General features: G+C 61.9%; 19 protein-coding genes and 1 pseudogene. 4 read left to right on the forward strand and 16 right to left on the reverse strand.

The features are described 5' to 3' along the window. Positions 1-4 precede the first annotated feature (4 nt). From ACT7DV_RS02090 to ACT7DV_RS02125, 8 genes and pseudogenes are all read right to left on the reverse strand, one after another. Positions 5-1,216, reverse strand: coding sequence for an ABC transporter permease (locus ACT7DV_RS02090; RefSeq protein ID WP_444660686.1), 1,212 nt, complete (start codon positions 1,214-1,216; stop codon positions 5-7). Further along, a complete protein-coding gene (locus tag ACT7DV_RS02095) occupies positions 1,213-2,814 on the reverse strand; it encodes an ABC transporter ATP-binding protein (protein WP_444660687.1) in 1,602 nt (533 codons plus the stop codon). Before ACT7DV_RS02095 ends, ACT7DV_RS02090 begins: the two co-directional genes overlap by 4 nt. Positions 2,815-2,954: 140 nt before the next feature. Further along, on the reverse strand, positions 2,955-4,043 hold the full coding sequence (locus ACT7DV_RS02100) for a BMP family lipoprotein (RefSeq protein ID WP_444660688.1): 1,089 nt from the start codon (positions 4,041-4,043) through the stop codon (positions 2,955-2,957). 286 nt (positions 4,044-4,329) lie between these two features. Further along, positions 4,330-5,526 (reverse strand): amidohydrolase, encoded by a 1,197-nt coding sequence (locus ACT7DV_RS02105; RefSeq protein WP_444660689.1) that lies wholly within the window; start codon positions 5,524-5,526, stop codon positions 4,330-4,332. A gap of 142 nt (positions 5,527-5,668) precedes the next feature. Continuing rightward, entirely contained in the window at positions 5,669-7,240 is a 1,572-nt protein-coding gene (locus ACT7DV_RS02110) for a GMC family oxidoreductase (RefSeq protein ID WP_444660690.1), read from the reverse strand. Positions 7,241-7,256: 16 nt separating this feature from the next. Continuing rightward, the gene (locus tag ACT7DV_RS02115; RefSeq protein ID WP_444660691.1) at positions 7,257-8,807 is read right to left on the reverse strand and encodes an aldehyde dehydrogenase family protein; all 1,551 of its coding nucleotides are present in this window, start codon (positions 8,805-8,807) and stop codon (positions 7,257-7,259) included. Further along, positions 8,800-11,105: pseudogene (betT, locus tag ACT7DV_RS02120) on the reverse strand (choline BCCT transporter BetT). Before betT ends, ACT7DV_RS02115 begins: the two are co-directional and overlap by 8 nt. 79 nt (positions 11,106-11,184) lie before the next feature. After that, entirely contained in the window at positions 11,185-12,300 is a 1,116-nt protein-coding gene (locus ACT7DV_RS02125) for a mannose-1-phosphate guanylyltransferase (protein WP_444660692.1), read from the reverse strand. A gap of 246 nt (positions 12,301-12,546) precedes the next feature. On the opposite strand from ACT7DV_RS02125, the gene sdhC reads away from it, so the two are divergent. Genes sdhC through ACT7DV_RS02145 form a run of 4 tightly spaced genes read left to right on the forward strand, consistent with a single transcriptional unit; the run spans position 12,547 to position 16,036 of the window. Then, positions 12,547-12,960, forward strand: coding sequence for a succinate dehydrogenase, cytochrome b556 subunit (sdhC, locus tag ACT7DV_RS02130; protein WP_206693663.1), 414 nt, complete (start codon positions 12,547-12,549; stop codon positions 12,958-12,960). Positions 12,961-12,963: 3 nt separating this feature from the next. Next, positions 12,964-13,410 carry a succinate dehydrogenase hydrophobic membrane anchor subunit gene (locus tag ACT7DV_RS02135; RefSeq protein ID WP_264277013.1) on the forward strand — a complete coding sequence of 149 codons (447 nt, stop codon included), beginning with the start codon at positions 12,964-12,966 and terminating at the stop codon, positions 13,408-13,410. A 56-nt stretch (positions 13,411-13,466) separates the two neighbouring features. Next, the gene (gene sdhA, locus ACT7DV_RS02140) at positions 13,467-15,254 is read left to right on the forward strand and encodes a succinate dehydrogenase flavoprotein subunit (RefSeq protein WP_444660693.1); all 1,788 of its coding nucleotides are present in this window, start codon (positions 13,467-13,469) and stop codon (positions 15,252-15,254) included. After that, complete coding sequence (locus tag ACT7DV_RS02145) at positions 15,254-16,036, forward strand: succinate dehydrogenase iron-sulfur subunit (protein WP_060700823.1); 783 nt, start codon at positions 15,254-15,256, stop codon at positions 16,034-16,036. The genes sdhA and ACT7DV_RS02145 overlap by 1 nt, the downstream gene beginning before the upstream one ends. Positions 16,037-16,101: 65 nt before the next feature. Here the strand turns inward: ACT7DV_RS02145 and dctA are convergent, their stop codons facing one another. The 8 genes from dctA to ACT7DV_RS02185 all read right to left on the reverse strand — a co-directional run bounded on the left by dctA (position 16,102) and on the right by ACT7DV_RS02185 (position 23,562). Then, a complete protein-coding gene (gene dctA, locus ACT7DV_RS02150; RefSeq protein ID WP_444660694.1) occupies positions 16,102-17,523 on the reverse strand; it encodes a C4-dicarboxylate transporter DctA in 1,422 nt (473 codons plus the stop codon). Between the two features lie 100 nt (positions 17,524-17,623). Next, positions 17,624-18,721, reverse strand: a complete 1,098-nt coding sequence (locus tag ACT7DV_RS02155; protein ID WP_146277798.1) for a tartrate dehydrogenase — start codon at positions 18,719-18,721, stop codon at positions 17,624-17,626. Between the two features lie 114 nt (positions 18,722-18,835). Continuing rightward, positions 18,836-19,741 (reverse strand): LysR family transcriptional regulator, encoded by a 906-nt coding sequence (locus tag ACT7DV_RS02160; RefSeq protein ID WP_444660695.1) that lies wholly within the window; start codon positions 19,739-19,741, stop codon positions 18,836-18,838. Between the two features lie 7 nt (positions 19,742-19,748). Beyond that, a complete protein-coding gene (locus ACT7DV_RS02165) occupies positions 19,749-20,252 on the reverse strand; it encodes a 2'-5' RNA ligase family protein (RefSeq protein WP_444660696.1) in 504 nt (167 codons plus the stop codon). Continuing rightward, complete coding sequence (gene trpS, locus ACT7DV_RS02170) at positions 20,252-21,268, reverse strand: tryptophan--tRNA ligase (protein ID WP_444660697.1); 1,017 nt, start codon at positions 21,266-21,268, stop codon at positions 20,252-20,254. The genes ACT7DV_RS02165 and trpS overlap by 1 nt, the downstream gene beginning before the upstream one ends. 8 nt (positions 21,269-21,276) lie before the next feature. Beyond that, a complete protein-coding gene (locus tag ACT7DV_RS02175; protein WP_444660698.1) occupies positions 21,277-22,116 on the reverse strand; it encodes an exodeoxyribonuclease III in 840 nt (279 codons plus the stop codon). Between the two features lie 90 nt (positions 22,117-22,206). Continuing rightward, positions 22,207-22,704, reverse strand: coding sequence for a hypothetical protein (locus ACT7DV_RS02180; protein ID WP_060700817.1), 498 nt, complete (start codon positions 22,702-22,704; stop codon positions 22,207-22,209). Positions 22,705-22,773: 69 nt separating this feature from the next. Next, a complete protein-coding gene (locus tag ACT7DV_RS02185) occupies positions 22,774-23,562 on the reverse strand; it encodes a GAP family protein (RefSeq protein WP_444660699.1) in 789 nt (262 codons plus the stop codon). Positions 23,563-23,624 lie beyond the last annotated feature (62 nt).

The raw sequence follows: 23,624 nt of genomic DNA on the forward strand, positions 1-23,624 counted from the left end.
GAGGTCACTTGGCACCTGCCTGGGTAGTTTCTAGCTTGGGGCTGCGCTTTTTCTTCTTGCGGTTCATGCCGAAGATCGCCTTGACCAGTGGTGGAGCGGCGATGAACAGGACGATCAGCGACTGCACCACCGAAACGATGTCGATCGGGGTGCCGGTGGTGATCTGCATGTTCACCGCACCAGCCTGGAATGCGCCAAAGAGCAAGCCGGCAAAGAAGGTTCCCCATGGAGTGGAACGGCCCAGCAGCGCAACGGTAATCGCGTCGAAGCCAAGGGATCCGGCGATTCCGCTGGTCAGCACCTTCTCGGTGCCGGCAACCTGGGCGACACCGGCGGCGCCGGCCAAGGCGCCAGCCAGGGCCATGGCGATGATGGTGCTGCGGGCGACGTTGATGCCAGCGGTCTGCGCGGCGTCAGGGTTGTGCCCCACGGCGCGGAATTCAAAGCCCACGGTGGAGCGCTTGAACATCCAGGAGACCAGGATGACCAGCAGGAGGGCCATCACGAAGCCCAGGTGCAGACGGGATCCGGGGATGGAGGGGAAAACCGCCGTCGAGTCGAGGATCGGGGAAATCGGGTTGGTTTCGCCCGGACGGCGGAAGGCCTGGGTGTTCATCAGGAAGTCGATGAAGTACACGGCCACGTAGTTGAACATGATCGTCAGGATCACTTCGTGGGCGCCGGTCTTCGCCTTGAGCAGCCCGACCAGCCCGCCCCAGATCGCGCCGCCGATCAGGCCGAAGACGATCACCAGCAGCAGGTGCAGTCCCAAAGGCAGGTGCCAGGCGAACCCCACGTATGCGGCCAGCACCGAACCGATGATGATCTGGCCCTGGGCACCAATATTGAACAGGCCCGCGCGGAAGGCGACGGCCACGCCGAGGCCTGCGCAGATCAGCGGGGTGGAGACCGTCAGGGTTTCCAGGAAGGGCTTAAAACCCTGGGCCGAGTTGTAGATGGCGCCGTTGAACAGCGCCACATAGCTTTCGGTCGCCGCGCGCCAAAGCTCGGAGAGGAAGTCGGCAGGACGGGCGAAGAAGTAGCCGGCGGTTTCTGCGACTTTTTCGTCGGTGATGGCAATGAGCAATCCGCCGATCACCAGTGCCACGATCACGCCGAGCACCGAGACCAGTCCCGGTCCCTGGGTGATTTGCTTGAAGAGGTCGTTGCCCGGTTTGCCGGGGTCGGGAATGACCGGTGATTTTTTCTCGCTCACTGGCCTTCTCCTTCCTGGTTTTCGCTGCGCTCGCCAGCCGGTGCTGCTTCCACGGGCTCGTTATCTGACTTGGTAAATTCCGCTTGTTCCGCGGCTTCTTCGGCTGAAACGCCGGCCATCATCAGGCCGAGGACCTCGCGCGAGGTATCCCCCGGCACGATCCCGTTGATCCTGCCCTTGTAGAGCACGGCGATGCGGTCGGCCAGCTCCATGACTTCATCGAGCTCGGTGGAAACGATCATCACCGGGGTGCCCTTGTCGCGTTCGGCGACGATGCGGCGGTGCAGGAATTCGATGGACCCCACATCCACGCCGCGCGTTGGCTGCGAAGCGATGAACAGCTTCAGCTCGCGGCTCAGCTCGCGGGCCATGACGACCTTCTGCTGGTTGCCGCCAGAGAGGCTGGAGGCCGGATTCAGCGCATTGCCGGTGCGCACGTCAAAGTCCTTGATCTGCACGGCCGCGTTCTTCTTGATGGCATCCAGGTTCATCGAGATGCCCTTGCCGAAGGGCGCGCGGTCGTAGAGATCCAAGACCAGGTTCTCCTCAATGGAGAATTCGGTGACCAGTCCGTGCACAGAGCGGTCTTCGGGAACAAAGCCGACGCCGGTGCGCAGCACCTGCTTGACGGATTTGCCCACCAGTTCTTCGCCGGCCAGCTTGACCGAGCCGCCGGTCACGGCCTGGGTGCCCAGGATGGCTTCGGTCAGTTCGGTCTGCCCGTTGCCCTGCACGCCGGCCACGGCCAGGATCTCGCCTTCGTGGATATCGAAGGTGACCGAGTTCAGCGTGGTCGTGCCTGCATGGTCAACGACCGTCAGGTCCTTGACCTGGAGCACTGCCTCGCCCGGTGTGGCTGGGGCCTTGTTCAGATTCAGTTCCACGGCGCGGCCCACCATCAGGTTGGCCAGCTCGGTGGTGGAGGATTCCGGGGAGACCGAGTCGATGACTTCGCCGCGGCGGATCACGGTGATCACGTCGGAGACGGCGCGCACCTCGCGCAGCTTGTGCGAGATGAAGACGATGGAGGTGCCGTTGGCCTTGAGCTGGCGCATGATTTCAAGCAGCTCGTCGGTCTCCTGCGGGGTCAGCACGGCGGTTGGCTCATCCAGAATCAGGATCTTGGCTTCGCGCACCAGGGCCTTGATGATTTCAACACGCTGCTGCACGCCGACCGGCAGGTCTTCGACAATGGCGTCCGGATCCACGTCAAACCCGTAGCGGTCCGAGATTTCGCGGATTTTCTTGCGCGTGACCTGGAGGTCCAGGACGCCGCCGGCCTTGGTGGTTTCAGCGCCGAGGGCAATATTTTCTGCCACGGTGAAGACCGGGACCAGCATGAAGTGCTGGTGCACCATGCCAATGCCGGCGGCCATGGCGTCGCCCGGACCGGAGAACTCGACGGGGTTTCCATCAAGCAGGATTTCGCCCTCGGTCGGCTGATATAGACCGTAGAGCACGTTCATAAGCGTGGATTTTCCAGCACCGTTTTCGCCGAGCAGACAGTGGATCTGGGCGTCATCAACCAGCAGGTCAATATTTTTATTGGCGTAGAAAGAACCGAAGGCTTTCGAGATTCCCCGTAGTTCGAGTTTCACGATTCCACCATCTTCATAGTTCGTTGTGCGAGGTAGTTTAGCCCGATAGCCGCTTTGGCCTCTAGGCATTCATAAAGCGCGTCACCGACCCACCGGATGACGGCAGGCGGTGACGCGCTGAATAAATTAGGTGCCAAAGCCTACTTTGGGCTTGCTGCCGATTCGACCTTCAGGTCACCGGAGATGATCTGGGCCTTCAGGGCTTCGATCTCCTTCTTGGTGTCCTCGCCGATGGCCGAGTCGAAATCGTGGAACGGTGCCAGCGCGACACCTTCGTTTTCCAAGGTGCCGACATAAGGAGTGGCGTCGAATTTGCCTTCGGCATCAGCCTTGATGACGTCTTCTACAGCCTTGTCCATGGTCTTGACGACCGAGGTCAGCATGTATTCCTTGTAGTCAGGTGCGGTCAAGTAGCCATCGGAGTCGACCCAGATGAGCTTGGCCTTTTCGCCGCCCTTGTTGGCTTCGGCTACCGCAGCGCCAGCGCCCTTGCCCACTGGACCAGCAACCGGCATGATCACGTCAGCCCCTGCGGAGATGAAGTTCTTGGTGATCTGCTTGCCCTTGTCCTGCTTCTCGAAGTCACCGGAGAAGGTGCCGTTCTGCTTCTTCTTGTCCCAGCCCAGCAGCTTCACGTTCTCGCCCTTGTCCTCGTTGAACTTGGCAACGCCGTCGGCGAAGCCGTCCATGAAGATGGTGACGGTAGGAATCTGGATGCCGCCGAAGGTGGCAACGGTGCCGGTCTCGGAAGCAGCTGCCGCTGCGTAGCCAGCGAGGAACGCTGCCTGAGCCGTGTCGTAAATGATCGGCTTGACGTTGTCGATGTTCTTTTCGTACTGGTTATCGACGATGGCGAAGTGCGAATCCGGGTTCTTTGCCGCTGCATCAGCAGTAGCGTCGGCCAGCAGGAAGCCCACGGTGACGGTCAGGTTGCAGCTAGCGCCCATCATGCCTTGGAGATTGGTGGCGAAGTCTGCGTTGGACTTCGACTCGGCTTCCTTGATGGTGATGCCCAGGTCCTTTTCCGCATTCTTCAGGCCGCGGTAGGAAGACTCATTGAAGGACTGGTCGTCGAATCCACCGGAGTCGGAAACGATGCAGCCAACGTAATCGGGGTATTTGCCAGCTGAGCTGGACTCTTCCGGTGCAGCGCCGCAGGCGCTCAAAGCCAAAGCCGAGATGCCGAGCATGGCCGCGGCCACACCGGTCTTGCGCGATACGAAGCGCATCTATTCCTCCAAAAGTCGTGCGAGATCATGTGGGAGTTCAGACACCAGCTACCCTTGTAAAGCATCGTTGCCTAGGCCTTACGCGAGCGCACCTAAAGTCGTAGCTTCCCCATCGTTTCCATAGCCTATCGGAGATATGTCACAGGTAAAGACGATAAAGATTACAAACGGATAACTAAGCGGCTTCAAAACGGCAAGCGCTTAACGTCAAAGCCCAAGTCACTCGAAGAATTGGGAAAGTATCAAAGACTAGTTAAAAAGTTTTGGGTCTACTGCGACCAATACGCTATTTGGCGCTTGCTTCGCGAACGGCCTGCATGGCGGCCGCGGTCATAATACGCACGCCGATGCCAATGCAGGATTCATCAGGCATGTAATCCCCGCGATGCAGGTCGTAAGTCTTCCCGCCCGGGGTTCGCGTGCCCAAGCGCAACATGGCCCCGGGAACCTTCTGCGTCATCCATGCGAAGTCCTCCCCGCCCATGGACTGCGGGGTCAGTTCAATCGCTTCCGCGCCGAACTCACGACGTGCGGCATCCTCAATCAGCGCCGTCTCTGCGGGCGCATTCACGACCGGTGGAACGCCGCGGGTATGCTGCAACTTGATTTCCACGCCGTACGGAGCGGCAATCTGGCGCACCACGTTGTCCAGAAGCTCACCGGCCTCGTACCAGATATCCCCATCCAGGCAACGCATGGTTCCGGCGAGGTAGCCGGTGGCAGGGATCGCGTTCGGGGCGCTGCCGGCATGAATCTGGCCCCACACCACGGAGACCGCCGAGCGAACGTCGACCTTGCGGCCGAGCACTGCGGGCACCTGGGTGGCGATCTGGCTCATCGCAAAAACGATATCTTCAGTCAGGTGTGGTCGGGAGGTATGCCCGCCGTGGCCGTTGACCTCGATACGGATGGTGTCGCTGGCAGAAGTGATGGCACCGATACGGGTGCCGATATGCCCTGCATCGATCCGCGGGTCGCAGTGAAGGGCCAATACCCGTGGCACCTCATCGAGCAGCCCCTGCTCAATGACCGAGAGCGCTCCGCCAGGGAGCTTCTCCTCGGCTGGCTGGAAGATGACGCGTACCCGGCCGTTGAGCAGGCCAGCCTCGTTGAACCTGCCCAGCGACAAGGCAACTCCCAGCATCACCGTGGTGTGGATGTCGTGGCCGCAAGCGTGCGCCACTCCCTCAACCATCGAGCAGTACTCCAGGTCGGTTTCCTCAATGACCGGCAGCGCATCAATATCGGCGCGGAAGGCAATCCGGATCGGCCCCTGCCCGATATCGACGAAGGCGCCGGTGTCGGTCATCTTCTGCGGCGAGAGCCCAGCGGCCTGCAGCGTTTCGAGGATGCGTTCAGTCGTCTGGTGTTCCGCAAAGGACAGTTCCGGGTTCCGGTGCAGCTCGCGCCGAAAGTCGATCAGCTGATCGATTAATGGCTCGGTGAAGTCGCTGACGGAGGCAACATTGTCATAATCATTCACGGTGGACACCTTTCGAAGATACTCGTCCAACAGCTGCAGATAACAGTTCTTCGTAATGTTTGGCCACAGCGCGAAACAGTTCGGGCCACGCAACCGGTGGTGGCCACCGGTTTCCCGATGGCCACCACCTTTGTCTTGCGCCCTAGTTTTCGCGGATCAGCTCGGCACAACGCTCGCCGATCATCATGACCGTGATATTCGGGTTCACGGTCACCAGCTCCGGCATCACCGACGCATCGGCAACACGCAAGCCACTGACGCCCTTGACCCGCAGCTGCGGATCCAGCGGGCTCATCACATCATCCTCGGCGCCCATGCGCACCGACCCTGCAGGGTGGTAGACGGTGTTGTGGGTGCGCCTGAGGTAGTCGAAGATCTCCTCATCGCTCTGCACATCCTGTCCCGGGAACTGCTCAACGCCGGCCCAATCAGCCATCGGGGACTGGGCGACGATCTCGCGGGCCTTGCGGATGCCGAAGGTCATCACCCGGGCGTCGTGGCCCTCTGGATCGGTGAAGTAGCGCGGGTCGACCTTCGGCTTGTCGCGGAAATCGCAGCTGCGCAGCCGCACGGTGCCCCGCGACTTCGCATGCGTGACATTCGGAGTCAGGCAGAAAGTGTTCTCGCTGGTCGGATAGCCCTGGCGCAGGGTATGCATGTCAAAAGGCACCGAACCGTAATGCATCATCAGATCCGGGCGATCCAGCCCTTCCTCTGTGGGCGTGAAGATGCCGATCTCCCACCACTGGGTGGAGGATTCCACCATTGGCTTCTTCGCCTCCCACTGGATCACGCCTTCCGGGTGGTCCTGCAGGTGCTCGCCCACGCCCGGGGAGTCGACCAGCACCTCGACGCCGACCTCCTTCAGATGCTCGGCCGGCCCGATGCCCGAAAGCATCAGCAGCTTCGGCGAATCGATGGCGCCGGCCGAAACGATGACCTCCTTGGCGGCATTCAGGGTCACAGTGCGGCCGAAAGCGCCATCCACCACATCCACGCCGGTGCAGCGCTTGTGCTGATCGAAGTTCAGCTTGCGCGCCTGCAGCCCGGTGAGCAGGAAGAAGTTCTCCCGGCCCTCGATCGGGTGGATGTAGGAGACCGAGGAAGAGGAACGGGTGCCATCTGGCAGGCGGTTGATCTGGAAGAAATTCGCGCCGTTGATCACCGTCTCGTTGTTGTTGAACTTGGCCCGCGGAATGCCCGCCTGCTGCGCGGCATCCAGGATCGCCACGCCGCAAGGGTCATTGGCCGGCACGTTCATCAGCTTGACCGGGCCCGAATCGCCGTGGTGCGGCGCATCCGGTCCGGCGTCCTCATTGGTTTCCAGCTTCTTGTACAGGCGGTAGGCCATCTCGGCGTTCCATCCGGTGGCACCGAATTTCGACTCCCACTCGTCGATGTCCTCGCGCGGAGCCCAGAAGGCGATGCACGAGTTGTGGCTGGAGCAGCCGCCCATGACCTTGGCCCGTGCGTGGCGCATGAAGGAGTTGCCATTCTCCTGCGGCTCGATCGGGTAATCCCAATCAAGGCCCGATTCGAGCAGCTCCATCCACCGGTCAAGCTGCAGCACCTCGTCATAGCCGCGGTCATCCGGACCGGCCTCAACCAGTGCAACGGAAACGGCGGGATCCTCGCTCAATCGCGATGCTACCGCGGCGCCTGCTGAACCGCCGCCAACGACAATGTAATCAAAGTCTTTTTTGCCAATGCTCATTTTTCTCCCTTTCCCGTTACTTCTCGGCAAACCAGCCGGTAACCTGCGGGTTCAGATTCTGGTAGATGTGCTTTGCTTCCTGGTACTCGCCAAGCCCGGTAGGGCCAAGCTCGCGGCCGTTGCCGGACTGGCCAAAACCTCCCCATTCCGCCTGCGGCAGGTACGGATGGTAGTCGTTGATCCAGATGGTGCCGTGGCGCAGGCGATTGGCAACGCGCTGGGCCTTGCCGGCGTCCTGGCTCCATACCGCGCCGGCCAAGCCGTAGACGGTGTCGTTGGCAATCTTGATGGCCTCTTCTTCGGTGCTGAAGGTTTCCACCGTCACGGTCGGGCCGAAGGCCTCGTCCTGGGCCACGCTCATGGAGCCGGTGACCTGGTCGATCACGGTCGGCAGGTAGAAGTGGCCGGTGCCCAGGCCCGAGCCGTCCTCCTCGGTGGCCTTGCGCCCGCCGCAGCGTACCCGGGCGCCCTCTGCGATGCCGCCCTGCACATAGGCGTCAACCTTGGCCAGGTGCTCGGCGGAAATCAGCGGACCGGTTTCGGCCTGCTCGTCGAACGGGCCGCCCAAGGTGATCTGCTCCGCCTTGCGCACCAGCGCATCCACGAACTTTTCGGCAATGCTTGCTTCGACCAGCAAGCGGGAACCTGCCGAGCAGACCTGGCCCGAGTGGACAAACGCACCGTTCAGCGCATTGTCCACGGCGGCGTCGAAGTCCGCATCGGCGAAGATCACATTCGGGTTCTTGCCGCCCAGCTCCAGGGCCACCTTCTTGACCGTCCCGGCGGCAGCCGCGGCGATCTTCCGCCCGGTCACCAGCCCGCCGGTAAAGGACACCAGATCCACATCCGGGTGCTCCGAAAGCACCGCGCCTGCTTCGGAACCTCGTCCGGTGACCAGGTTGGCCACGCCGTCGGGCAGGCCTTCCTGGCGCAGCACATCCATCATGAGCACCGCGGTGGACGGGGTCAGCTCGGCAGGCTTGAGCACGAAGGAGCAACCAGCGGCCAGTGCCGGGGCGATCTTCCAGGCCGCCTGCAGCAGCGGGTAGTTCCACGGGGTGATCATGGTGGCGACGCCCACCGGCTCGTAGACGATGCGGCTGAGCACATTGGCGTCATCCGCGTCGACGATCCGCCCGGCATCCTGCCCGGCAAGCCTTCCGAAATATTCGAAGCAGGCGATGATGTCGTCCATGTCGATCCGGGACTCGATAATCCGCTTTCCGCTGTCCAGGGTTTCGGCAAGGGCGAACTCCTCCTTGCGCTCGGCCAGCCGGGCCGCGACACGCAGCAGGAAGCGTCCGCGTTCCGGTGCTTGCACCGAGCTCCACACTCCGGAGTCGAAGGATTCGCGCGCCGCCTCGATGGCCCGGATGGAATCCGCTTCAGTCCCCTCGGAGGCCAGGGCGACCTGTTCTCCGTTGGCCGGGCAATGGATGGCCCGGGTGCCCCCGGAAGCCGAGGGGCCGAAGCTGCCGTTGATGAAAATGGTCTCCCCGCTGGCCAGCAATTGCGGGTTGGGGCTGCTCTTGAGCTGCACCGAGCCCGAATCGAGAGTATTAGTCATTGAGGTTCTCCTTGATTTTTTCTTCGTCTTCGATTGCTTCTAGTTCCTTATCCAGCTCATCGGAATCCGATCGCGGCTGGATCCTCGGCAGCATGCCGGTGTCAAAATCGCGCTCCCAGTCCGTTTTCGCACACCCGTCGTCGTTGATCTGGCTCTTGGAATCGTGCAGGTTCTGGTGATGGATGAATTCCATATGCGTCTCGTACTGGTCCAGGACATCGGCGATGACCTGTTCCTGGGACAACGACATCAGGTCGAACCCGTGGCTGCCTTCCTGGTTGAAGGCTTCGAGCCGGAAGTAGACGTCCGTGCTGCTGGAGACGCGGGAATAGGTGGGCAGATCCATGCGCACCGGATAGACCTGGTACTTGAACGGCCGCTGGTCGGCATGGGTCACCGCGACCAGGTCGATGGAATTGAGCCTCAGCCCGCCCACCGGCTTGATCTCCAATTCGACCTCAACGCCCTGGGCTACAAATTCGTCATGGACATCGCGCAGGGCCGGCTCGATCACTTCCTGGATGTAGCGGGCGGTCTGCCGGCGGCCTGGATAGACCATCGTGCGCGACAAGCGCTGGCGCCAATTGCGCTTGTCCCCTGCCGAGCTGCTGCGGCTGGTGAGCATCGCGTGCAGCGACTTGTCGTAGCTGTCGGCCAAGGCGGTCTCGACCCTCAGCGATTTGTACAGGCCCAGCATCACGAATATCAGGACCACTGAGAACGGCAGCCCCATGATCACCGTGGCGCCTTGCAAGGTGGGCACTCCGCCGACCAGCAGCATGGCCAGCGTCAGGATGCCGATGGCCAGGGACCAGAACAGCCGGACCGGCTTGGAGCCATCTGCCTCGGAATCCTTCAGATGCGAGGTGAAGTTCGCCATCACCAGCGCGCCCGAGTCGGCGCTGGTGACGTAGAACAGCAGGCCGGTGAAGGTGGCGATGCCCGCCACCAGAGGCACAGCGGGATACTGCTCGAGCAGCGCGTAGAAGGCGCGCTCCGGGGTATTCATGGCGATTTCGCCGAATTCGGTGTTGCCATTGATGATGAGCGCCAGCGCGCTGTTGCCGAAGATGGAGATCCAGATCAGGATGAAGGCCATCGGTACTACCAGCACGCCGGTGACGAACTGGCGGATGGTGCGTCCGCGGGAAATGCGGGCGAGGAACAGGCCGACAAAAGGTGCCCAGGCGATCCACCAGGCCCAGAAGAACAGCGTCCAGCTGTTCAGCCAAGCGTCAGGGCGGTCATAGGCGAAGGTATCGAGCGCCATGAACGGGAACTGCGCGAGCATGTCTCCCACGTTGCCCACCAGCGCGTCCATCAGGAATGCGGTATTCCCGGTCACCAGGATGTACCCCAGCAAGACAATGCACATGACCACATTCAATTCGGAGAGCCGCCGGATGCCCTTTTCAACGCCGGTGAGCACCGAGATGGTGGCCATGACCACCGAAAGGCCGATCAGGGCGATCTTCCACGTATTGTTCTCCGGGATGCCGAAGATGAAGTGCAAGCCGTAGTTCAGCTGGGCGACGCCGATGCCCAGCGAGGTGGCGATGCCGAAGATCGTTCCCATGACCGCTGCGATGTCCACGCCGTGGCCGATGGCGCCGTTGATCTTCTTCCCGAAGATCGGATACAGGGCTGAGCGGATGCTCAGCGGCATGTTGTGGCGGTAGGCGAAATATCCAAGCGCCATTCCAACCAGCGCATACAATCCCCAGCCGATGAGCCCGTAGTGGAACAGCGTCCATACGAGCGCCTGGCGAGCGGCCTCGGCGGTGGCTCCGTCCCCGCGTGGCGGAGCCAGATACTGGTCACCGGTTCCGAAACCGAGAAGAACATCAGGTCGATGCCGATGCCGGCGGCAAAGAGCATCGAAGCCCAGGTGAAGAAGCTGAAGGTCGGACGGGCGTGGTCCGGTCCCAACCGCGTCTTGCCGACCTTGCTGATGGCCACGAAAATGACGAAAACCAGGACCGAAACGACTACCAGGGTGTAGAACCAGCCCAGGTTCTTTCCGACCCAGCCGACCAGGGCGTTGATCGCCAGATCGGCCGATTCCTTGTCGAGAATGGCCCACAGGGCGATGGCCAGCACACCGGCCGCCGAGCCATAGAAAACTACCTTGTTGATCCGCGTGCGAGGTTCGACTTCATCCGACGAACTCTCGAGCGTCGGCCCATTGCGATCGCTTGACTCGTGTTTGACTGTCATGCCGCTTGACCCTAGCAACGACAACTGACCACATTCAAGGTATTGATATATCAATAATATATGTGCTTCATATGCGGTCATTATTTTTCAGAATAGAAAAACCACATGTCAGATCGGCATTATCCGTTTGGGGGATTCGGCGGACCTCGGAAGAAAATCTCTACAAAACGTCTTCGCGGCCCTGTTCTTTAAGCCTTTCGACCGTCTGTTTCACCCGCTGCGCGTGTTCTTTTGTGGTCACCAGCAGCGCGTCAGCGGTATCCACCACCACCACGTCCTCGATCCCCACCAGGGCGATGACCCGCGGGCGATCCGAGTAGACCACGCCGGTGGCGTTATCGGCATAGACGCGCACCTGCTTGTCGCCGAGGTTGATGATCCCCTCCTCGGCGCTGGCCTTGTTCAGGCGGCCGATCGCGGCAAAATCTCCAACGTCATCCCAGTTGAAGACACCGGGGATCACAGCTACATCGCCGGCAGCGGCGGCAGGCTCCGCCACCGCGTAGTCGATCGCGATCTTCGGCAGCCCCGGCCAGACTTCGCGCATGACCTGATCGCGGCGCCCGGTCTCCCACGCGTCGGCGATCTTCACCAGGCCCGCGTAAAGCTCCGGCTCATTGGACTCGAGGTGCTTGAGCATCAAGCTGACCGGGGCCACAAACATGCCGGCATTCCAGAAGAAGCCCCCGGAGGCCAGGTACTTGCGGGCAGTATCTTCGTCGGGCTTCTCCACGAACTCCACCACGCCGCGCGCGGTCGGCGCATTGGGCACATCCAGAGGTTCGCCGGTACGGATGTAGCCGAACCCTGTGGACGGATGGGTGGGGTGAATGCCGATGGTGACGATCTTGCCGGTAGCGGCAGTATGAATCGCTTCGCTCAGCGCAGCCTGGAACACTTCCACCGGCTCGATCACCTGGTCCGCGGCGAAGGAGCCCATGATGATATTGGGATCGCGGCGGTAGAGGATGGCGGCGGCCAAGCCGATGGCCGCGGCCGAGTCGCGGGGCTCCGGCTCGAGCACCAGGTCCTCGTCGCACAGTTCCGGAAGCTGGCTCACCACGGCTCCCCGGTGGGCGCGTCCGGTGACCACCATGATGCGCTCGCCTGCCAGCGGCACCAGCCGGTCGTAGGTGGCACGGATCAGGGTTGAACCGGACCCGGTCAGATCGTGCAAAAACTTGGGAGCGGATGCCCTGGACAGGGGCCACAATCGGGTACCGACGCCTCCGGCGGGGATCACGCCGTGGAATCTGGATAATAGGTCTGCATTCACGCATTCCAGACTAATTCATCCGGTGGATAATCCGTTCCATTGAAACTGGGCAACCAGTGGAAATAGGGAATGGATCCATGCGGTATTACGGGCGAAAATTCAGCCTTTCAGCGCTTTTTCACTACTATTCGGTGAACCTCCTCACAGGAGTTCGACACGAAATAGATTGCAGTGCGCCAAGTGGTTTAGACTCGCACAAGGAACGCTCGCACAAGTGCGTCAAATCTCATTGTGTGCAATATACACATGCGCCGTTGCGAGCCTTGGAGGTTTAGTTCAGTGTCGAAGACTTCGTCAGGCACCCTATACCGCGGCCATGAAGGCATGTGGTCCTGGGTGGGACACCGAGTCACCGGTGTCGTTATTTTTCTCTATCTGCTGGTGCACGTGCTGGACACGGCGATGGTCCGCGTTGATGCCAACGCATACAACGCCATCATCAGCACCTATCAGACCCCGTGGATGGCATTGGGTGAAACCGGTCTGGTTGCAGCAATCCTCTTCCACGCATTCAATGGCCTGCGCTTGATCCTGGTCGACTTCTGGAAGCAGGGCACCAAGTACCAGCGCCAGATGCTCTGGGGCGTTTTGATCCTCTGGGTTATCGTCTTCGCGGGCTTCGCCATCCGCCACCTGTCGATCGCATTTGGGAGCCACTAAGCCATGAGCGTTTCTATTCCTGCTCCGCGCAGCCAGCGCATTGATCCTAAGTACAAGCGCGGCCCCAAGTCCCGCGGCAGCTTCGAAATGCTGGCATGGCTGTTCATGCGCCTGTCCGGTGTTGTGCTGATCGTCCTGATCTTCGGCCACCTCTTCGCAAACCTCATGGTCGGAGAAGGCATTTCCGGCATCAGCTTCGGCTTTGTTGCCGGCAAGTGGGCTTCGCCAATCTGGCAGTTCTGGGATCTGGCCCTGCTGTGGCTGGCCATGCTGCACGGCACCAACGGCGTGCGCACCATCATCAACGACTACGCAGAGAAGCACGCAACCCGCGCTTGGCTCAAGGGCATCCTGTACGTCGCAACGATCTTCATCATCGTGCTCGGTTCCCTGGTGATCTTCACCTTCGATCCTTGCGTAGCTGGCAGCCAGCTGCAGCAGTGCTTGTGAAACTCCCCCGTTTCAGCCGATAGCCAGATAGATTTTTAGAAAAGAGAGCATCAAGAATGCAGGTACATAAGTACGACGTAGTCATCGTCGGTGCCGGTGGTGCGGGCATGCGTGCAGCGATCGAATCCGGTCAGCGCGCACGCACCGCAGTGCTAACCAAGCTTTACCCAACCCGCTCGCACACCGGTGCAGCCCAGGGCGGCATGTGCGCGGCACTTGCCAACGTCGAGGAAGACAACTGGGAATGGCACACCTTCGACACCATCAAGGGTGGCGACTACCTGGTTGACCAGGACGCAGCCGAGGTCATGGCCAAGGAAGCCATCGACGCCGTGCTCGACCTGGAAAAGATGGGTCTGCCTTTCAACCGCACCCCAGAAGGCAAGATCGACCAGCGCCGTTTCGGTGGCCACACCCGCGACCACGGCAAGGCCGCCGTGCGCCGCGCCTGCTACGCCGCCGACCGCACCGGCCACATGATCCTGCAGACCCTGTACCAAAACTGCGTCAAGCACAACGTCGAGTTCTACAACGAGTACTACGTGCTGGACCTGCTGATGGTTGAAGAGGATGCCTACCGCGAGGACGGCACCGCCTACAAGCAGAAGCGCGTAGCCGGCGTGGTCTCCTACGACCTGGCCACCGGCGAGCTGCACGTCTTCCAGGCCAAGTCCGTGGTCTTCGCTTCGGGCGGCGCCGGCAAGGTCTTCAAGACCACTTCCAATGCGCACACCCTGACCGGCGACGGCATGTCCATCGCCTTCCGTTCGGGCCTGCCGCTGGAGGACATGGAATTCTTCCAGTTCCATCCAACAGGCCTTGCAGGCCTGGGCATTCTGCTCACCGAGGGTGCACGTGGCGAAGGCGCCATCCTGCGCAACTCGGATGGCGAGCGCTTCATGGAGCGCTACGCTCCAACCATCAAGGACCTGGCACCTCGTGACATCGTGGCCCGCGCCATGGCCAACGAGGTTCGCGAAGGCCGCGGTTGCGGTCCAAACAAGGACTACGTGCTCCTTGACCTGACCCACTTGGAACCAGAGCACATCGAATCCAAGCTGCCTGACATCACCGAATTCGCCCGCACCTACCTGGGCGTGGAGCCATTCACCGATCCAGTGCCGGTGTACCCCACCGCTCACTACGCCATGGGCGGCGTGCCAACCAACATCAACACCGAGGTGCTGCAGGACAACGACACCGTCGTTCCCGGCCTGTTCGCTGCCGGCGAGGTTGCCTGCGTTTCGGTGCACGGCTCCAACCGCCTGGGCACCAACTCGCTGCTGGACATCAACGTGTTCGGCAAGCGCGCCGGTGTGGCAGCTGCCGAGTACTCCAAGACCGCAGACTTCGTCGAGCTGCCGGAGAACCCGGAAGCATTTGTCATCGACCAGATCGAAGGAGTGCTCACCGGCAACGGCACCGAGCGCGTCTCCGACCTGCGCTCGACCCTGCAGGAGACCATGGACGCCAACGTCCAGGTGTTCCGCGACGAGCGTTCGCTGAAGGAAGCGCGCGACGTGATCGAGGATCTGCGCCGCCGCTACAAGAACATCAGCGTCCAGGACAAGGGCAAGCGCTTCAACCTGGATCTGCTCGAAGCCATCGAACTGGGCTTCCTGCTCGACTTGGCCGAGGTCATCACGGTTGCTGCTCTGCACCGCAAGGAATCCCGCGGCGGCCACTACCGCGAAGACTTCCCGAACCGCGACGACGAGAACTTCATGAAGCACTCGATGTCCTACCGCGATGGCGAAGCCGTCACCGAGGACATCAAGGGCATCCGCATGGAGACCAAGCCAGTGGTCTTTACCCGTTACCAGCCAATGGAGCGTAAGTACTAATGAGCACCGAACTGCCAGAACCAGCGTCAAAGATCGAGCTGAAGCCAGGTGTTGGCGGCGGCGGAGAAATCCCAAGCTTCGACATCACCTTGCGCGTTCGCCGCTATCTGCCAGAGGCCACCGCGGATGCCTACTGGGAAGACTTCAAGCTGACCATGTACGGCACCGACCGCGTGCTCGACGCCCTGCACAAGGTCAAGTGGGAGCAGGATGGCACGCTGTCCTTCCGCCGCTCCTGTGCCCACGGCGTCTGCGGCTCCGATGCCATGCGCATCAACGGCCGCAACCGCCTGGCTTGCAAGACCCTGCTCAAGGACTTGGACACCTCCAAGCCGATCACCGTTGAAGCCATCAAGGGCCTGCCCCTTGAAAAGGACCTCATCGTCGACATGGAACCGTTCTTCCAGTCCTACCGCGAGATCATGCCATTCCTGATCTCCAAGGACCACGAGCCGACCAAGGAGCGCTACCAGTCCGCCGAGGACCGCGAGCGCTTCGACGACACCACCAAGTGCATCCTGTGCGCCGCGTGCACCAGCTCCTGCCCGGTGTTCTGGACCGATGGCCAGTACTTCGGCCCGGCGGCGATCGTGAACGCGCACCGCTTCATCTTCGACTCCCGCGATGATGCCGGCGACATGCGCCTGGAGATCCTGAACGACAAGGAAGGCGTGTGGCGCTGCCGCACCACCTTCAACTGCTCCGAAGCATGCCCACGCGGCATCCAGGTGACCAAGGCCATCGCCGAGGTCAAGCAGGCAATCCTCTCGCGCACCATCTAGGAACGCAGAGCTAAGGCCCGAACCAGTTCATCTGGTTCGGGCCTTTATTGCATCCTCCGGGCTGCCTAGCGGATAACGGCTCCGGTCAAGGCTCCGGGTTGTGCCGGCTCTTCCCGCAGGCTCCCCCTGGCAGGCTCCGGCTCAGATTCGTCAGGACCGGTGTGGACTTCGGTAGCTTCGGCAGTATCCAGCTGCGGAACGTCTTCGCCATTAAAAACTGCCCGAACGCGATCGATGTCCAAGGACTTGTCCCACCAGGCGATGAATAATGTCGCCACCGCATTGCCGCAGAAGTTCACCAATGCGCGGCATTCAGACATGAACTTGTCAATGCCGAAGATCAGCATGATCCCGGCTGCCGGAATCGTTCCCAGGGTGCTCAGGGTGGCGGTCAGCGCAATGAATCCGCCGCCGGCCACACCGGCCGCCCCCTTTGAGGTCAAGAGCATCACAGCCAGCATTCCCAGTTGCTGCCCAATGCTCAAATCCGTATTTGTTGCCTGGGCGATATAAACCGCGGCCAACGAGAGGTAGATTGCTGCCCCGTCCAGGTTGAAGCTGTATCCGGTTGGAACAACGAGGCCGACGGTTTCCTTCTTTACCCCGGCATGTTGCAGCTTTTTCATCAGCCCGGGCAAAGCCGGTTCTGCCGTCGAGGTCCCGAGGATGAGCAGCAATTCCTCCCGGAAGTGATGCAGCATCTTGAAGATATTCAGCCCCAGGAAGGCCATGATGCCGCCGAGGAAGAACACGACAAATACCAGCGAGGTTCCATAGAACAAGAGAATCAGCCAGCCGAGGCTGGAGAGTGTCTCCACCCCGTACTTGCCCACCGCAAAGGCCATTGCGCCGAAGGCACCCAGTGGAGCGGCTTTCATGATGAAGTTCAAAACCTTGAAGATCACCGCTGTCAGCCGCTGCACCATCTCCAGCACCGGTTCCCCGATTTTCCCCACGGCGTTGATGGCAATACCCACCACCACGGCCATGAAGATGATCTGCAAGATATCCCCCTCCACGAATGGCGAGACCATGGACCCCGGAATGATGTGGACGATGAATTCCCACCACTGCAGGTTCTGCCCCTGGTTGATCAGGTCGGCGGCTTGGCCGGACGTTTCAATCTTTGCCGGATCCGCGTTCACCCCATCGCCCAGGCGGAAGATGTTGATGGCCACCAAGCCCAGCACCATGGCGCAGATCGTACCGATCTGGAAATATCCCAGAGCCTTGAGGCCCGTAGCCCCGACCTTTTTCAGGTCTGCGACACCGGCGATGCCTCCAACGATGGTCAGGAACACAATCGGACCAATGAGCATTTTCATCGCCTCGACGAAGGTGGTGCCTATCGGCGCCATGGCTTGCCCGGTGTCCGGCGCGAGCCAGCCAACGATAATTCCGGCGATAATCGCCATCAAGACCCAAAAATACAATTGCTTGTACCAGCGCTTGCGCACCGGCACAATGTGCTCAGTGGTGTTCTGCATTATTCCTACCTCGTTGTTGGAAAGAGCTCGGCGTGGCTGTTCTATGGCGTGGCAGCCGGCCTCGACATGCCGCGGAGGGCCGGCGCCCGCGCCGGTGCTTCTAGACGGCGGCCAGGGTGCTGCTCAGCGCCTCGACAATCGCTTCGGTGACTTCGCTGGTGACCGAGGTGCCGCCGATGTCTGCAGTGAGCCTGCCCGCAGCAGTGGCCGCTTCGATGGCTGCTTCCAGGCGGCGGGCTTCATCGGCCAGGCCGAAATGCTCCAGCATCAGCGCGGCACTGGCAATGGCGCCGATCGGGTTGCAGATTCCCTTGCCGGCAATGTCCGGGGCGGTCCCATGCACCGGTTCGAACATCGAGGGGAAACGGCGTTCGGGGTTCAGATTTGCGCTCGCTGCCAGCCCCAGGCTTCCGGACAGGGCCGAACCCAGATCGGACAGGATATCGGCGTTGAGGTTCGAAGCGACCACCACGGAGAGATCCTCCGGGTTCAGGATGAACTTGGCGCTCATCGCATCGACCAGCACGCTTTCGGTGCGCACGTCCGGGTAGTCGAGCGCCACGCGCTGGAAGACTTCGTCCCAGAGCACCATTCCGTACTGCTGGGCATTGGACTTGGTCACCGACGAGACCTTCTTGACCGTGCGGGTGCGGGCCAGATCAAAGGCGAAACGAATGATGCGCTCGCATCCCTTGTCGCTGAACAGGGCGGTCTGCAGGGCGATCTCGTTGCCCGGGCCGCGCCCTGACAGGTTGCGCCCGCCCAGCCCGGCATATTCGCCTTCGCTGTTTTCGCGCACGACGATCCAATCCAGCTCCGTGTCATCGGCCTTGCGCAGCGGGGAGGTCACCCCGGGCAGGAATTTCACCGGGCGGATATTCGCCCACTGGTCGAAGTTCTGCGTGATGTTCAGTCGCAGGCCCCAGAGGCTGATGTGGTCGGGAACGTTCTCCCAGCCCACGGCCCCGAAATAGATGGAGTCGAAGTCCTTCAAGGTATCCAGGCCTGCCGGGTCCATCATCACCCCGTGCTCTGCGTAGTACTCGCAGCCCCAGGGGAATTCTGTCCATTCAAAGGCGAACTTTCCCGCGGATTGCCCGGCCATGGCGTCCAGCACTCGACGCCCAGCGGCAACAACTTCCTTGCCTACGCCGTCAGCCGGAATTGAAGCAATCTTAAAGGTCCTGGTCGAGCCCATCGGTCTTTCCTCCTGATACAAAGTGTTCCGCGTCACAAGCGGCTTGGTATCAATTAGACCGGCGTGCTTCGAGTACGTCTAAGACCAGGATTGCATCCGCTGGATAGGCAAAACCTATATGTGCTGTTCAGACACGGTATCGGCATAGGCGCCGGCAACACCGAGAAACGCTTGCGCCGCGGGAGTCAGGTCGCTCTTCCTGCTGACCAGCGCAACATGCAGTTCAGTGGCCGGCTCCAGGCGCGCAATGCGCAACCCCAATTTGCGAGCCAGGGGCGCCCACGAAATAGGCAGGATGGCATGCCCCGCTCCTGCCAGCACCAGTGGCAGGACGGAGCTTCGATGGGCCACTTCGGCGGCGATTTCAACATCAATCCCGTCGGCCCGCAAATCGTCGACCAGCGCGCGCATGAGCGAGCCACGCTGCGAAATGACAATCCGCTGGCCGCCCAAATCCGCGCCGGCAAGGACCTCCCGGTCGCCAAAATCATCAATTTCGGGGTTGATCACCAATACCAATGGCTGGCGCTCGAGCTGCACAACATCCACCTCGGGCGCCGAGATGGGCTTGTCGGAACCGAGCAAGCCGATCTCGGCGCCGCCGCTTCGAACCGCGCTGATGACATCTTCCGCGGTGAAGGCCGCCGAGGTGCTCAGCGCGATCCGCGGATGCTGCCGGGAGTAGCTGGCAATCAACGTGGTCAGCGGTTCAACAGCCGGCGACGGCATGGCGATGAGTTCCAGCCGGCCGTGGCGCACGCCCTTGAGCGAAGCCATCGTTGACTGGGCCGCTTCCAGATCGCGCACTACCAGCCGTGCCGGGCCCACCAGTTCCTTGCCGGCGTCGCTGAGCAGCGAGCGCCGGCCCACCCGGTGGAAAAGCGGGACACCGACTTCGTGCTCCAGGGCCTTGATGGTCTGCGACAGCGAGGGCTGGGCGATCATCAATTGCTCGGCAGCCCTGCTGAAGCCTTCGTAATCCACGACCGCCAGAAAATAGCGCAGCTGCCGAACGTCCATGTTCCTCCTAGCCCAGCGCGATGTCCTCGCTGAGGTTCCAATCGCCGCCGCGCGTATCAAAAAGCTGTACCTGGTCGGCCTCGAAGGCCAGCTGCACCTGGGCCAATGCAGCTTGCGCGGCATCCAGCTGCTGCGCTGGCACGTTCTGCGCGATGGTCAGGTGCGGATGGTAGGCGAAACCCGACTCGTGGCGCAGCGCATCGCCGAGCAGCTGCCGATGCAGCGCCCAGCATTGATCGGCCCCGGAGAGCAATGGCAAATACACCACGTCGCTGGCCGGGCGGAAAGTGCGCGCCGCGCCCAGCTCGATGGTGAACGGCTTCATGCCCGAAGCCACCTGGCGCACCTGCGCGGCGGCCTTCTCCCAGGTATTGAGGTAGGAGCCGGACACCAGGGTGATATGCGGGGCGATCGGCTCGGTGGCCGCTCCCCCGAACTCCTGGCGCCACGCGCGCAAGGCATCCCGGTGCGGCTGCGGCACCGGGATGACTACGCCTAGGGTGTATTCCATCAGATTCCCAGCGGCGGCAGGAAGCCGACCTTCTGGTAGACATCGGCCACGGTCTTCGAGGCCACCTCCCGCGCCTTGGCCGCACCGGCCAGCAGCAGGCGGTCAAGCTCCGCCGGGTCATCGAGCAGCTCCAGGGTGCGGGTGCGGATCGGGGTCAGCCGCTCGACCACGGCGTCGGCCACAGCCACCTTCAGGTGCCCGTACATCTTGCCTTCGAACTCGTTGACCAGTTCTGGCACATGCTTGCCGCTCACCGCAGCCAGGATATCGAGCAGGTTCGAAACGCCCGGCTTCTCGGCCTTGTCATAGGCCACCACGGACCCGGCATCGGTGACCGCGGACTTGATGCGCTTGGCAATCAGCTTCGGCTCGTCGAGCACGTTGATCAATCCTGCCGGGGATTCGGCGGACTTGGACATCTTGGAGGTCGGGTTCTGCAGGTCGTAGATCCGCGCGCCCTCCTTGGGAATGAACGCCTCAGGCACCACGAAGGTCTCCCCAAAGCGGTGGTTGAAGCGCTTGGCCAGGTCGCGAGCCAGCTCCACGTGCTGGCGCTGGTCATCGCCCACCGGGACGCCTTGCGGCTGGTAGAGCAGGATGTCCGCGGCCATCAGGACCGGGTAGGTGAACAGCCCGACGCTGGCGGCATCCGCACCGCCCTTGGAGGACTTGTCCTTGAACTGGGTCATGCGGCTGGCTTCGCCGAACCCGGTGATGCAGTTGAGCACCCAGGCCAGCTGCGCGTGCTCGGGCACCTGCGACTGGACAAAAAGCGTGGACTTGTCCAGGTCGATGCCGCCGGCGATGAACTGGGCGGCGGTTTTGCGGGTGCGCGCCCGCAGGTCATCGGGGTCCTGCGTGACCGTGATCGCGTGCATGTCGGGGATGAAGAAGAACGCGTCGTACTCGTCCTGGGTCTTGACCCAGTTGACCAGTGCGCCCAGATAGTTGCCAAGGTGCAGCGAATCGCCCGATGGCTGCATGCCGGACAGGACGCGGGGACGGGAATTTTCCATGGATTTCCTTAGAACTGGTAATCGACGACCAGCGGTGCGTGGTCGGAGAAGCGCAAATCGTAGGCCGAGGCACGGTCTACGTGGGACTTGATGGCCTTGCCGGCAAGGGCGGGGGTGGCCATATGGTAGTCAATGCGCCAACCGGCATCGTTGTCGAAGGCCTGCCCGCGGAAGGACCACCAGGTGTAGGGTCCCTGGGCGTCGCCAGCCAGTTCGCGCGCCACATCCTTGTAGCCGATTTCCGGGCCGAAGAAGCCGTCGAAGTAGGCGATCTCCTCGTCCATCACGCCGGCGCGCTTATTGTGGTTCGGCTTCCAGTTCTTGATGTCCTTTTCGGTGTGCACCACGTTCAGGTCGCCCACCACCAGCACATGATCCTTCTCGTTCTTCAGCTCGACCAGGCGCACGTTCATGCGCTGCAGGAAGCGGTACTTGTCTTCCTGCTTCTGGGTGCCCAGTTCGCCGGAGTGCACATAGGCGGAGACCACGGTGAAGATCTCGCCGTTGATATCGAAGTCCGCTTCCACCCAGCGTCCGGATTCGGCAAAGTAGTCCTCGCCGATATTTCCGCGCACGGCCACCGGCTGCGTGCGCGAGAGCACGGCCACCCCGGCGCGGCCCTTGTCCTTGGCCTCGGCATGCAGAATATGCCAGCCTTCGCCGATCAGCTCGCGCACGATCGCATCCGGTGCGCGGACCTCCTGCAGGCAGAGGATGTCCACGTCGCGGGCGGCGATCCAGTCGGCCATATTGCGCTTGTAGGCGGCGCGAATGCCGTTGACGTTGACCGACGCGACGCGCAGTGCGCCTGCGTCCTTGCTCAGAATTTCCACGCTGGTAGGTATCACCCCTCCAGCTTACAAAACTCTGCGCCCGATTACGCGCTGATCAGTCCCGGGGCAAGCAAAAAGGGCAACGCATGTGCGTTGCCCTTGAAGCTAGTCGATGATTTCGCCATCCATCGGCGTGGCCGGCTTGATCATGTCGCGCGCGTTGGCCGCGGTCATCTGGATTGTCTCCAGCGCCCGATCGATCATCGCCTCGGACTCGGGTCCCTTGGCCTCGCGCTGCTCGGAGACCACCCGGGCCTGGACCTGCACGATCTTGAACGAGTGGTCCAGCTTCATATCGCGCTGGCTGGTGGATTCGTCAACCACCACCGTGCCGGACTGCGCCCGCGGGGTGGCCGCGGCGGTGGCCTCGCGCAGCGAGTTGTTGATCTTCTCGGCCCCGCGCTTGAGGCCGAACATCATGAATGCGGCCAGCAGCAGCCAACCGGCGGAGATGACGACGACAAACCAGCCGACGATCTCATTGGAGTTGGCGGCGAAGACTACCGCCACCAGAAGAACGATGACCATGACGGACATTGCCAAAGTTGAGGCGTTGAGGGTGACTTTTTTGCCCTGCTTCGCGCTGCTGCCTAGAGGTTCCATAGCACCAATTCTCGCACCACCTGCCCACCGCAAGCCAATTGGCGGTCCGCGCTTTCGCCCACAGCGTGGCTAGCCGAACAAGCTGTGCAGGTCCTGCCCGGAAAGCGATGCGCGAATCAGCAAGAATCCGCCGATGCCCACCACCCAGCCCAGGGTTTCCTGGGCATAGGCACCTGCTTTGTCCCCGAGCTTTTGCATCCAGATCTCGATCCGTGCGCCGGCCAGCGCGCGGGCGGCCACCAGCAGCAACGCCGGGACGATCATGACCAGGCAGTAGCCACCCAGCGCCACCAGCTGCAGGCCAGTACTCCAGCCGGTGCCCTGCATGACGCCCACCGCGGCCAGGTAGGGCAGCATCGTGGGAAGTTCCAAGAGGCCCGCGAACAGGGCCAGCGCCACCAACCCGGTGCGGGTATCCAGGGCCGTGCCCACCCGGCCGCGCAAGCGGCGCGGCACCTGCTCGGTGGCCACCGCGCCGGCTGCCTCTGAAGCCTCATGGGCCCCGGCGAATCCCGCGGTGCTCTGCGTTTTCTTCCGTGCGCTGGCCGCCTTCTGCGCGTCGGTGCGGTAGGACAGCGCCCAGATGATCATCAGCGCGCCAACCGCCATGCCTGCCAGCCGGAAGAACCGGTGCTCGAAGATTCCCGGATCGATCAGCAGCAGCCCGCTGCGCAGCAGCACCCCGACGACCCAGTAGAAGGCCGCGATCACCCCCAGATAGACAAGAACCTTGACGATGGCCTCGCGCCGCCCACGCAGCAGCAGCCACAGCGGAATGACCAGGGTGCCGATGCTGGTCGAATCCACCAGCGCCAGGATGACCAGGGATAGTTCCGGATTGCTCGCCATAATGTCCATGGCTTCCACTGTTCCGCAGCCGAGTGCCTCGCGGTATCGGCCAGCAGCCTCGGTCTTCTCCG

The sequence above is a fragment of the Glutamicibacter sp. TV12E genome (genome assembly GCF_052441935.1).
Taxonomy (GTDB): Bacteria; Actinomycetota; Actinomycetes; order Actinomycetales; family Micrococcaceae; genus Glutamicibacter.